This window comes from Methylobacterium adhaesivum (assembly GCF_022179065.1).
Taxonomy (GTDB): domain Bacteria; phylum Pseudomonadota; class Alphaproteobacteria; order Rhizobiales; family Beijerinckiaceae; genus Methylobacterium; species Methylobacterium adhaesivum.
This window is the reverse complement of sequence record NZ_BPQD01000020.1, coordinates 139,056-151,063: the sequence shown is the minus strand read 5'-3', so window position 1 is coordinate 151,063 and position 12,008 is coordinate 139,056. Positions and strand designations below refer to the sequence as shown.

11 protein-coding genes are annotated in these 12,008 nt (G+C 69.8%); all 11 read left to right on the top strand.

Features of this window, described 5'->3' with window-relative positions:
- The first annotated feature begins 58 nt into the window (after positions 1 to 58).
- The 11 genes from MFF01_RS15495 (at position 59) to MFF01_RS15445 (ending at position 11,938) form a co-directional block, all read left to right on the top strand.
- The gene (locus tag MFF01_RS15495; protein ID WP_238226862.1) at positions 59 to 1,249 is read left to right on the top strand and encodes an inositol-3-phosphate synthase; all 1,191 of its coding nucleotides are present in this window, start codon (positions 59 to 61) and stop codon (positions 1,247 to 1,249) included.
- The gene (locus MFF01_RS15490; protein ID WP_238226861.1) at positions 1,249 to 2,169 is read left to right on the top strand and encodes an HD domain-containing protein; all 921 of its coding nucleotides are present in this window, start codon (positions 1,249 to 1,251) and stop codon (positions 2,167 to 2,169) included. Before MFF01_RS15495 ends, MFF01_RS15490 begins: the two co-directional genes overlap by 1 nt.
- A gap of 31 nt (positions 2,170 to 2,200) precedes the next feature.
- Positions 2,201 to 3,385, top strand: coding sequence for a class I SAM-dependent methyltransferase (locus MFF01_RS15485; RefSeq protein ID WP_238226860.1), 1,185 nt, complete (start codon positions 2,201 to 2,203; stop codon positions 3,383 to 3,385).
- Positions 3,385 to 4,386 carry a Gfo/Idh/MocA family protein gene (locus MFF01_RS15480; RefSeq protein ID WP_238226859.1) on the top strand — a complete coding sequence of 334 codons (1,002 nt, stop codon included), beginning with the start codon at positions 3,385 to 3,387 and terminating at the stop codon, positions 4,384 to 4,386. Before MFF01_RS15485 ends, MFF01_RS15480 begins: the two co-directional genes overlap by 1 nt.
- Before the next feature lie 14 nt (positions 4,387 to 4,400).
- Positions 4,401 to 5,990 (top strand): YcaO-like family protein, encoded by a 1,590-nt coding sequence (locus tag MFF01_RS15475; RefSeq protein ID WP_238226857.1) that lies wholly within the window; start codon positions 4,401 to 4,403, stop codon positions 5,988 to 5,990.
- Positions 5,987 to 6,832 (top strand): sugar phosphate isomerase/epimerase family protein, encoded by an 846-nt coding sequence (locus tag MFF01_RS15470; protein WP_238226855.1) that lies wholly within the window; start codon positions 5,987 to 5,989, stop codon positions 6,830 to 6,832. Before MFF01_RS15475 ends, MFF01_RS15470 begins: the two co-directional genes overlap by 4 nt.
- Positions 6,829 to 8,052 carry a glycosyltransferase family 4 protein gene (locus MFF01_RS15465; RefSeq protein ID WP_238226853.1) on the top strand — a complete coding sequence of 408 codons (1,224 nt, stop codon included), beginning with the start codon at positions 6,829 to 6,831 and terminating at the stop codon, positions 8,050 to 8,052. Before MFF01_RS15470 ends, MFF01_RS15465 begins: the two co-directional genes overlap by 4 nt.
- Positions 8,052 to 8,807 carry a PIG-L deacetylase family protein gene (locus tag MFF01_RS15460; RefSeq protein ID WP_238226852.1) on the top strand — a complete coding sequence of 252 codons (756 nt, stop codon included), beginning with the start codon at positions 8,052 to 8,054 and terminating at the stop codon, positions 8,805 to 8,807. Before MFF01_RS15465 ends, MFF01_RS15460 begins: the two co-directional genes overlap by 1 nt.
- Positions 8,804 to 9,409: a uracil-DNA glycosylase gene (locus MFF01_RS15455; protein WP_238226851.1), complete on the top strand. Its 606-nt coding sequence runs from the start codon at positions 8,804 to 8,806 to the stop codon at positions 9,407 to 9,409. The genes MFF01_RS15460 and MFF01_RS15455 overlap by 4 nt, the downstream gene beginning before the upstream one ends.
- Before the next feature lie 156 nt (positions 9,410 to 9,565).
- On the top strand, positions 9,566 to 10,630 hold the full coding sequence (locus MFF01_RS15450; RefSeq protein WP_238226849.1) for a lysylphosphatidylglycerol synthase domain-containing protein: 1,065 nt from the start codon (positions 9,566 to 9,568) through the stop codon (positions 10,628 to 10,630).
- A 30-nt stretch (positions 10,631 to 10,660) separates the two neighbouring features.
- Positions 10,661 to 11,938 (top strand): ATP-binding protein, encoded by a 1,278-nt coding sequence (locus MFF01_RS15445; RefSeq protein WP_238226847.1) that lies wholly within the window; start codon positions 10,661 to 10,663, stop codon positions 11,936 to 11,938.
- The last annotated feature ends 70 nt before the right edge of the window (positions 11,939 to 12,008 follow it).

The window sequence follows — 12,008 nt, the reverse complement described above, 5'->3', positions numbered from 1 at the left end:
AGGCTCCAGTTCGTGGGGCAGCACTCCCCGTGGATCCATTGAAGGAAGCCTTTTTCCAATGAGCATGCAGACCGGTCGCCGTGTCGGCGTTGCGTTCGTTGGCATGGGTGGCGCTGTCGCCACCACAGCCATCGCGGGCATCGAGATGATCAAATCCGGATCGAACCGCCTCGACGGTTTGCCCCTGGCCGGTCTCTCCGTCGCCGGATTGGCCGACTACAAGGATCTCGTCTTCGCCGGATGGGACCTCAACGACGACGATCTCGCCTCGGCCGCCACCGGCCACGGCGTGCTCACCCAGCAGGACATCGAGAACGGCGCCAAGGTGCTCAAGGGCATCAAGCCGTGGCCGGCCGTCGGCAGCGCCAAGTTCTGCAAGAACATCGAAGGCGCCAACCGCATCGTGGCGGCCGACCACCGCGAGGCAGTCTCGGTCATTGCCAACGATCTTCGCCGCTTCAAGGCGGAGAGCAACCTCGACGACGTGGTGGTGATCAACCTCGCGTCGACGGAACGCTGGCCCGACCTGACCGCCGCGACCCTGAATTCGGCCGACGCCTTCGAGAAGGGCCTCGATTCGAGCGACGAATCCATCAGCCCGGCAATGCTCTACGCCTACGCGGCGATCAAGAGCGGCGTGCCCTACGCCAACTTCACGCCGAGCGTCGCCGCCGATGTGCCGGCTCTCCTCGAGATGGCCAAGTCCCTGAACGTCCCCGTGGCGGGCAAGGACGGCAAGACCGGCCAGACCATGATGAAGACGGTGCTGGCCCCAGCCCTCAAGGCCCGCGCCCTCCATGTCGACGGTTGGTTCTCCACCAACATCCTCGGCAATCGTGACGGGCTTGCCCTCAACGACAAGGACTCGCTTCAGTCCAAGCTCAACACCAAGGGCACGGTACTCGATTCGATCCTTGGCTACCCCGTCGAGGACCACCTCGTTCACATCCACTATTACCGGCCGCGCGGCGACGACAAGGAAGCCTGGGACAACATCGACGTCACCGGCTTCCTCGGCCAGCGCATGCAGATCAAGGTCAACTTCCTCTGCAAGGACTCGATCCTGGCGGCTCCCCTCGTCATCGAGATCGCCCGCGTCCTCGATCTCGCCAAGACGCGTGGCGACGGTGGCGTGCAGGAGCAGCTGTCGTCGTTCTTCAAGGCCCCCATGGTCAAGAACGGCCACGGCCCGGAGCACGACTTCGGCAAGCAGCAGACCATGCTCCTCGACTGGCTCGGCGTGAACTAATGACCGCTCTTCCGGAGGGCGGCCCCGCCGCCCCCCTCGCCCTGCGCCCGCTCCTCGTCGAACTCAACGACCTGAAGCGGGTCCACGCCGCCGGCCGCACGGGCTCCATCGCCGAGCGCCTTTTCGCGCAAGGGTGGGGTGCCCTCACGGGCGGCGCCCCGGCGGAGGACGTCGCCCTCGACATCACCGCCAAGGCTCTGGCGGCCGCGCGGTTGTGCGATCTCGATGCGGCGTTCCTCGCTGCGGCCGGTCTCGACCACGCGGTGGCGGCGAGCATTCTCGTCGCCGGGTTCGAGGCCGTCACCGATAGCGTCGAGCCGAGCCTGCGGGACAGCCTGCGCGAGCGCCTGCGTGAGCCCAGCGCCGTCCTGCCGGGACCGCTACCGGCCTTCGTCTCCGCCCTCGCGCATCAGCCGCGCGCCGGCGTCACCTGCCCGGGCAAGCCCCGCATCCTGTTGGAGCCGCCCGAGAACCACGCCGAGCATTGCCTGATGGTGGCGGTCTACGGCGTCGTGCTCAGTCCCTTCTACCGGGCCGATCCGACCCTCGTGTTCCTCGCCGCCATGAGCCATCATTTCCACAATGCGGCGATGCCGGATGCGGGCTTCACCGGCGAGATGCTGCTCGGCGACCACCTCGGGTCCATCATGGCCCGCACCACCCAATGGGCCCTCGACGAGCTCGATCCCGCCTTGCGTGAAACCGTCGAACGCGCCCGGGCCGTCCTCCCCGACGATGCCACGGCGGAGGGCCGCGCCTTCCACGCCGCCGACTGCATCGACCGTGTGCTCCAGATCGCCCAGCACCTGCGTGCCGCCGGGCTGACCATGGACACCGTGCTGGACGATATGGAACTCGTTCACGCCGGGCCGGTGAAGGGGTTTCACGATCGTGTCCTGACGGACATGCATATTCCGTGATCCGAACCGTCGATCACGCGGACACAGCGTCATGATTCCCTTTGCCCTCCTCTCGCCGGAAACCGGCGAGGCCCTGAAGGCCGATACAGCCCATTCCCTGCGGGAGGCCGGGACGGGCGTGCGCTGGCCGGTGATCGACGGGATCCCATATCTGCGGACCAACCGGTCAGACCTCATCGAGCGGACCCTGAAGCTCCTCGACGCGGGCGAAACCGATCTGGCCCTCGAGGGGCTCCTGGCCGACCAGGACGATTGGTGGACCGGCCCGCCGGCCGATCCACTGGACCTGCACGAACTCGTGCGCGACCGGGCCAAACTCACCCTGCGCGACGCCGTACGTCTCCTCGGCTGGGGCCGCGTCGGCGACTATTTCGTTCATCGCTGGAGCGACCCGACCTATCTCGCCGGCCTCGCCTTGCTCGAAGCCCACTGGAACGATCCCGTCTGCGTCTTCGAGTTCGCCTGCGGTATCGGGCATTATCTGCGCGAATTCGCCCACCGCGGCCTGAAGGTCGCCGGGGCGGACGTGGTGTTCGCCAAGCTCTGGGTCGCCCGGCACTGGGTCGTGGGCACGCAGGCGCAGCTCGTCTGCTTCGATGCCGGCTCGCCGCATTGGCCGATCCCCGAGGCGCCCGTCGACCTCGTCGTGTGCAACGACGCGTTCTACTTCCTCGATGCCAAGGCCGACGTGCTCGACAACCTGCGCCAGAATGCCGGCGACGATGGCTGGCTCGTGCTCAGCCATATCCACAACAGCGGCAAGCCGGGTTTCTCGGCCGGCCGCGCCGTTTCGGCGACGGAGATCGAGGAGCTGTTTCCCGATGGCCTCGTCTACGACGACGCCGATCTCACCCGTGCCCTGGTCGAAGCCCGTGCCCCGGCGCCGCGCGCGCCGAGCGAGCTGACCGAGGTCGAGGCGTTCTCCGTCGTCGCGGGGCCGGGCATGCGTCCGGCGCCCCGGGCCATCATCGATGGCATCACTCTGCCGCGTGCCGGCACGCGCCTGCGCCTCAATCCCCTCTACGCGCCGGATCCGGCGGGGGGATGGCGCATCGCCTGGCCGTCCGAGAGGTACGAGGCCGAGTATGCGGGGCTCGCCACCTATCCCATGCACTCGGACGGCCCGGCCGTCCTCGAATGGGCCGGCGGCCTCGATTCGCCGGAAGCCGACCGGATCCGCACCCGCGAATACGTCGATCTGCCGGAGCGGTGGTGATGGGCGCCGTCACCTGGGGCATCGTCGGCTTCGGCTGGGTCGCGCGCGATTACATGGCGCCGGGCATCCGGGACGCGGGCCATCGCCTCTTGGCCGTCGCCGATCCGGGCGCGGAGTCGCGGGCGGCGGCGGAGGCCCTGGGCGCCCGTGCCTATGCCGACCTCGCCGATCTCGTGGCCGATCCCGAGATCGAGGCGGTCTACGTCGCGACCCCCAACCATCTCCACCGCGAGGCCATCGAAGCGCTCGCCGCCTCCGGCAAGGCGATCCTGTGCGAAAAGCCCATGGCGGCGAGCCTCGCGGACGCCGAGGCCATGGCGATGGCCGTGTCCGACAACCGGACGTTCTACGGCACCGCCTTCGACCAGCGCCACCACCCGGCCCACCGCGCCATGCGCGACTGGATCGCTCAAGGCCGCCTCGGCACCGTCACGGCCGTGCGGATCGTCTACGCCTGTTGGCTGCCCCGGGCCTGGACCTCGGTCGCCGGTCACGACAACTGGCGTATCGATCCGAAGAAGGCCGGCGGCGGCGCCCTGATGGATCTGGCGCCCCACGGCCTGGATCTCGTCGACTTCCTGGTCGGCGAATCCATCGTCGATCTCGCCGCCCTCACGCAGGCCCGCGCCCAGGACTACGCCGTCGACGACGGAGCCCTGCTCATCGGACGGACGGGATCCGGCGTGCTCGCCAACCTGCACGTCGCGTACAATTGCCCCGACGCCCTGCCGCGCCGGCGCCTCGAGGTGACCGGCACCGCAGGCCAACTCACAGCGATCGACACCATGGGGCAGGTGGCGGGCGGCAGCCTCACCTTCATCGATGGGACGACGGGGGCGGCGGAAGACATCGCCTTCGACGGTACGGCCTCGCCCTTCCTCGAACAGGTGCGGGCCTTCGGCTCCGCCCTGCGCCATCCCGAGGAGCGGGCCGCCTACAGTGCCACCCGCGACCTGCACACCATGCGGCTCCTGGCGCGCGCCTACGACGCCCTGGCTTGAGAACGGATCATCACGTGAGCGAACACGATCAGGACGCCCGAGCCCGCAATCCGCGCGTCACCGCTCCACGCGCCTACACTTACGGAGCGAAGCGGCAGATCGAGGGCCTACCGGCCTCCCTGCCCGAGCCCGTGCGCGCCTACCTCGATATTCTGCCCCAGGGGCGCATCGTCGGGTTTCCCCTCGCGCCCCTCGACCGCACCGGCATTCCGGTCTGGTTCGTGTCCCTGTTCCTCGACGATCCGTTCTTCGTCGGCGCCATGCCGAGCGGCATCGGTTACGGCGCGACCGACGAGGAGGCGCTGATCGGCGCCGTCGCGGAGATCGCCGAGAATCTCATGCCGTCGCTCGCCGTCATGCCGCGAAAGAAGGAGCGCGGCTCCTACACCGACCTCGTGAAGGTGTTCGGTGCGGGCAGCGTCGCCGACCCGCTGACCCTGTGCCTGCCCGCCGGCAGCCCCGTCGGTCGCGACACCGTGCTGGAATGGACACCCACGGTCCGCGCCCGCACGGGTGAGACGGTCCTCATGCCCCTCGACATCGCGGCCACCGACTATTTCGAGTTGTCGGAGGGCTACAAGCCCTTCACGAACCTCATCACCAACGGCCTCGGCGCCGGTCCGGACACCGCCTTCGCCCTCGGCCACGGCCTCCTCGAACTGCTGCAGCGCGACGGCAACGGCCTCCTGTTCCGCGCCCTCGACCAGGGCGTGATGCTCGACCTGTCGGAAGGGCTCGGTCCCGAGACCCGGGGCATGCTCGACCGCCTCGAGGCGTTGGGCATCAAGGCCCTGCCGAAATTCGCCACCGACCAGTTCGGCCTCACCAACATCTACGTTGTCGGCCATGACCGAAATCTCGCCGACACGCCTGTCCCCATCGCCCTCTCGGCCTGCGGCGAGGCCTGCGATCCCGACCGCGAACGGGCCCTGCGCAAGGCGCTCCTCGAATTCCAGGCCGCCCGCGTGCGCAAGGCCTTCGGCCACGGCCCCCTGTCATTCGCCGAGCGCGTCACCCCGCCCGGCTACGTCCAGGCGTTCATCGACAAGGCCCTGCCGAGCCTCGACCTCGAAGAGAGCCGCGCCCTGAAGGCCATGCTCGAATGGATCGTGCTCCCGGCCGAGGATCTCGCCGCGACTCTGCGCGACACGGTCTATTCCGAGCGGTCCACCAAGAAATTCACCGACCTGCCGACGACCCCGGCCCCCGATGGTCATGCCCGGGGCCGCATCGCCCGCGAGCGCCTGGAGGAGGCGGGCTTCGACGTTCTCTACGTCGATTGCGCTCCGCCCGGCGGCAGCGTCGGCGTGGTCAAGGCCATTGTGCCGGGGCTCGAGGTCGAGACCATGAGCTATCACCGCATCGGCGAACGCAACGCCCGCAAGCTCATCGAGCGCGATCATCCGCTGATCCGGTTCGGGCAGGCGAGCGAGACCCTGCGCCCCGTGCGCCTCACGCCCGAGGCCCTGGAGCGCTTCGGCGGCCAGCCCCTGTTCGATACGGCCCTCGCTGACCGGATCGTCGGGGCGCATTATCCCCTCTACCGTGAACCGGAATCGCACCACGCGCCGTTCCGCCTCGCCCAGCAGGGGAGGGGCGCATGAGCCTGCGTTTCGCCTACAACACCAACGGAACGGCCAACCACCGCCTCGCCGATGCCATCGATCTCATCGCCGACGCCGGCTATCAGGGGATCGCCCTGACCCTCGACATCCACCATCTCGATCCCTTCGCCGAGACCTGGGTGCAGGAGGCAGAGGCCCTGTCGAGCCGCCTTCAGAAGCTCGGCCTCGGCGTGGTAATCGAGACCGGGGCCCGCTTCCTCCTCGACCCGAAGGCGAAGCACGAGCCGACCCTCGTGACCGGCGACGCCGCCGGCCGGGCGCGCCGCGTCGGGTTTCTCAAGCGCGCCGTCGATATCGGCGCGATCCTTCACGCCGAGGCGGTCTCGTTCTGGGCCGGCGTGCCGAAGCCCGGCATCGACCGGGGGCAAGCACGGCATTGGCTAAACGAGGGGCTCGCCGAGGTGACGGAGTATGCCCGTGCCCAGGGCGTGGTCCCGTGCCTGGAGCCCGAGCCCGGCATGCTCGTCGAGACCCTCGACGATTACGCCGCGCTCCAGATCGAGGGCCTGCAGCTCGCCCTCGACACGGGACACTGCCTCGTCACCGGCGAGCGCGACCCGGCCGTGGCTTTGGCCGAGTTCGCCGACCGCATCGGCACCGTCGCCATCGAGGACATGAAGCGGGGCGAGCACATCCATCTGCCCTTCGGGGAGGGCGACATGGACGTGCCGGCCGTCCTCGACGCCCTCGACGCCATCGGCTTTCAGAAGCTGATCTGCGTCGAACTCTCCCGTGAGAGCCACCGGGCCGACGTGATGGTCCCGGCCTCCCTCAATTTCCTGCGCGAATGCCGTAAGCCCCACGCGGAGCCGGTGCTTTGAGAATCTGCTTCGTCAGCCGGCGCTACTTTCCGGCCATTTCGGGCATGAGCGTCTATGCCCAGAACCTCCTGCGTGAACTCGTGGCCGCCGGCCACGACGTCACGATGATCTCGCAGTATCGCGGCGACGCCTTCGGCACCCGGGTCTACGGCGGCGGACCGCCCCCGCCGGTGCCGGGCGTGACGGTCATCGGCCTCGAACAGATCGGGGAGCAGACGAACGGCGATTTCGAGCGCGACATCGACACGATGATGGCGACGATTCGGGCCGAGCACGCGAAAGCGCCCTTCGATATCCTGCACGCGCAGTACGGCTATCCCACCGGCTGGGCGACGCAGCTCGCCGCCAAGGCCATCGGCGTGCCCACTGTAGTGTCGATCCAGGGTGGGGATGGCCACTGGGTCGGCTCGTGCTGCGAGACCCACCGGGTCGCCATGTGCGAGGTGCTGGCCCATGCCAACGCGCTGCTCATCGGCGGTGCCTCCTTCGTCGCGGAGGTCTGCGACCGCCTCGGCTCGGATCCGGCCCGCTTCACCATCGTGCCGGGTGCGGTGGATACGAGCCGGTTCACGCCGGGCTCCGGCGACCATGCCGGCCCCGTGCGCCTGTTCTACCACGGCCGGGTCGACCGCCGAAAAGGCGTCCTCGACTTCATCGACGCCCTCGGCCTCATGCGAGGGCAGGGTGTGCCGTTCGAGGCGGTGATTTCGGGCATCGGCCCGGACGTTGACTCCTCGAAGGCCCGCGCCGCCGAGCTGAACCTCTCCGAGGCCGAGATCCGTTTCACCGGCTACGCCGACTACGACACCGTGCCGGACCTCTACCGGCACGCCGACGTCTTCGTGTCGCCGACCTATGCGGAAGGGTTCTCCAACACGATCCTCGAGGCCATGGCGGCCGGCCTCGCCGTGGTCTCGACCCATTCGGTGGGTGTCTCCGATTGCCTGCGCGATGGCGAGAACGGCCTGATGGTCCAGCCCGGCGACGTGCCGGCCCTGGCGCAAGCCCTGACACGGGTGATCGAGGACCGGACCCTGCGCGAGCGTCTCGCCCGCGACGGCCTGGAGGAGTGTCGCCGGGTCTATTCCTGGGGTGCCGTGGGCCGCCAGATCATGGACGTCTACCGTGCCGTGGCGGGGTCGCGGCCCGCGACGGATTTCTCGGGCGACCTGCCGCACGACCCAACCTGCCGGTTCCGCGCCGAACCGCATCTGCTCTGATGCCGGCGGCCCTCGCCCTCTCGCCGCATCTCGACGACGCGGCCTTTTCCTGCGGCGGCACCCTCGCTTTCCTGGCGCGGGCGGGCTGGCGCGTCACCATGGCGACTGTGTTCACCGGGTCCGTGCCCGATCCGCAGGGCTTTGCCCTCGCGTGCCAGACCGACAAGGGGCTCTCCCCCGACATCGACTACATGGCCCTGCGCCGGGACGAAGACCGGGGCGCCGCCGCAGCCCTCGGTATCGCGCCGCCGCGCCATCTGCCGTTCCGCGAGGCACCACACCGGGGCTATGCCAGCCCGGCGGAGCTGTTCGCCGAGGTGCGGGCGGATGACGGCATCGTGCCCGACCTGACACGCGCCCTGCGGGACCTCGTCGCCGAGACGGCGCCCGACCTGATCCTGGCGCCCCAGGCCGTGGGCGGCCATGTCGATCACGTCCAGCTCGTGCGCGCCCTCGACGATCTCGCCCCCGAGGCGCCGATCCTGTGGTGGCGCGATTTTCCCTACACCGTCCGCGAAGCCGTGCCGCGCGAGCCCCTGGCCGACCATTTCGCCGCGCTTCCCGTCGAGGCCATCCCGTTCGATGCGGCGGCACAGGCCGCCAAGCTGACGGCCTGTGCCGCCTATGCGAGCCAGCTCGGCTTCCAGTTCGGCGGCGCCGACAATCTCGCCGCTCAATTGGCCCGCGAAGGCGGGATCGAGCGTTTCCGGCGCAGCCGTGCCTTGCCGGACGCCCTCGTACGCCTCCTCGGGTGAGGCCGGACGGGCCAAAGACCCTCGGGGACGCGGCGTGCCTGTCCGCCCGCCGCGATCTCCTGACGGGCGCGCATCTCGTTCCCCTGCGCGCCCTGGCCCGCCGCATCGCCGTCGAACGGAACGCACTCGTGCCGGAGCCCGACCCCCTCGACGGCGGGACCGGGGCGCGGCTCCTGCTGCTGCTGGAGACGCCCGGCCCCCGGGGCACCGGCTTCGTCTCGCGCGACAACCCCACGGGCACGGCCACCAATCTGTTCCGGTTTCTCGGCGAGGCGGGCCTCGCCCGGGCCGACACCCTGATCTGGAACGCCGTTCCCTGGGTGATCCACGCGCCCGGCGCCCGCAACCGCGCGCCCCGCCGGTCCGAGATCGCCGCGGCGGCACCCTATCTCGAACCTCTCCTCGCCTGCCTGCCGCGCCTCGCCGTCGTGGTTCTGGCCGGCCGCGTTGCCGGCCTGAGCCGTCACGCCCTCGCGACCCTGCGCCCCGATTGCCCGGTGATCGCCGTCCCGCATCCGAGCCCGACCTACGTCTGCACCGCGCCTGATGTGGCGGCGCGCATCCGCGCCGGGCTCTCCGAAGCGGCGGCCGTCCTCGCCTGAGCGCGGCGTGCCCACGGGCAAGATCGGCCCATCGCTGGCAATTGCCGGCCGATGCCCCTAAATGCGGGCGACGGGCCGCGGTCCGGCACAAGCCCGGAACACCCATGCCGCCGTCGAGGCCCAGCGGGGCGCCCGGCGGAGGCGGACGCCGAAACGATGAACTTTGCGGGACAGCACAAGGAGCTCGGCCGAGCCGAGGCGATCGCCGGCGACGTGCCGGACGGCGAAGCGCACGAGATTGCCGAGCCACCCGCCGCGAAGCGGTCGTTCAAGGGCCGCTACGCCTGGATCGGCACCATCGCCAGCATCGTGATCTTCGCCGTCTCCCTTTATGTCCTGTGGCGTCTCGTCGAGACCGTCACCTGGGCCGAACTCCACGCCGCCTTCACGGCGGCGACCCCCGGTCAGCTCGGCCTTGCCTTTCTGTTCGTGGCCGTCAGCTACCTGTTCCTCACCTGCTACGATGCCCTGGCCCTGCGCCAATTGAAGATCAAGGTGCCCTACCGGACGACGGCGCTCGCCTCGTTCACGAGCTATGCCGTGAGCTTCACCCTCGGCTTCCCCCTGCTGACGGCGGGCACCATCCGCTACTGGATCTATTCCGGCCGGGGCCTGAGTGCCGCCAAGATCGCGGCCCTCACAGTGATCGCCGGCTTCACCTTCTGGCTCGGCATGGGGGTGGTACTGGGGTTGAGCCTCATCGCCGAGGCCGGGCAACTCGCCGGGCTCACCTTCACGAGCATCCGCCTCAATCAGGGCGTGGGGCTGGCGGCCCTCCTGTCCGTGGTCGCCTACCTCGCCTGGGTTTCGCTCAAGCGCCGCAGCGTGCGGGTGAAGAGCTGGCGCCTCGAACTGCCCGGCGCGTCCGTTTCCCTGAGCCAGATGGTGGTGGGCATCGGCGACGTCTGCGCCGCCGCCGCCACCCTGTACGTGCTCCTGCCGGGCGACACGGCCATCGGGTTCACCACCTTCGTGGCGATCTATGTTCTGGCCGCTATGCTGGGCATCGCCTCGAATGCCCCGGGCGGCCTCGGGGTGTTCGAGGCGACGATCCTGCTCGCCCTGTCCAGCCTGCCGCGCGATCAGGTGCTCGGCTCGCTGCTGCTGTTCCGCGTCTGCTACTATCTCGTGCCCTTCGTCATCGCCCTGTTGATGTTGGGGGCCTACGAGGTGGTGAAGCGCGTTCGCGCCGGTCGTTCGCGCCGGGCCGAGGGGGCGTAGGGTTGGCTTGAACGGCGAGGTGGGGGCAGCATGGCACGGGGCGCGCGTCGATCCGCCTGGACCGCCGCCGCCAGTGCGAGCGCGGCCCTCGCCCTGTTCGCCTGGACCCGCGACACCCTCGACGCGCCGTGGATTGCCGCCTCCGTCGCAGCGCTGGGTCTCGGCGGGTTCGTCGGGAGCCAGTTTCGTGGGCGCATCCGCATCACGCCCGAGGCGGCGGACCGCACCCGGCATTCCGTAGCGGAAGCGCTGCTCGCCAACATTCCCGACCCGGTGATCCTCGTGGACCGGCGCGCCGTGGTCATTGAGGTCAATCCAGCCGCGCGCGCGCTCCTGCCGGCCTTGAAGCTGCGCCACCCCCTCTCCTTCGCCCTGAGGGCCCCCGACGTCCTCGACGGCATCGAGGAGGTGTTGCGCACGGGCGCACCCCTGAAGACCCTCTACACCACCCGTGTCCCCACGGAGCGGGCCTTCGAGGTGCAGCTCGGCGCCCTGCCGATGCCGGATGGCCCGGCGGGCGGGCAGCCGAACGTCGTCCTGTTCCTGCGCGATCTCACGTCGGCCCGGCGCCTCGAGGCGATGCGGGTGGATTTCGTCGCGAATGCGAGCCACGAACTGCGTACGCCGCTCGCGTCCCTCCTCGGCTTCATCGAGACCCTTCAGGGGCCGGCCCGCAACGACGCCCCGGCGCGCGAACGCTTCCTCGGCATCATGAAGATCCAGGCGCACCGGATGACGCGCCTCATCGACGATCTGCTGTCGTTGTCGCGGATCGAACTGCGCGAGCATGTGGCGCCGACGAAGGCCGTCGATCTCGCCCGGATCGCCCGCCAGATGGTGGAGACGCAAGGGCCCCTCGCGCGGGAACGCGGCGTCGAACTGACCCTGGAGGCCGAGGGCGTCCACCGCGTGCCGGGCGAGCGCGACGAACTCCTGCGCGTCGTCGAGAACCTCGTCGAGAACGCCGTGAAGTACGGCGGCAGCGGCGGTCGGATCGTCGTCGCGGTCACGCGGGTGGCGGAGCCGCCGCGCCGCGCTCAGGTCGTCCTCGCCGTGCGCGACGAGGGCCCCGGCATCGCGCCCGAGCACATTCCCCGCCTGACCGAGCGTTTCTACCGCGTCGACGTCGCATCGAGCCGCGACCAGGGCGGCACCGGCCTCGGCCTCGCCATCGTCAAGCATATCGTCAACCGCCACCGCGGCCGCCTCGCCATCGAGAGCGCGCTTGGGGCCGGCACCACCGTACGGGCCTTCTTCCCTGAATACGTGGCCGAGCGGGATGAAACGGCCGAGACGATACCGGGCTAGGCCGGGGAAGGCCGTGCGGGACGCCGGGCTGGTCTGCCGATTTCGCGCCGGCCCTTGACCTGTCCGGGAG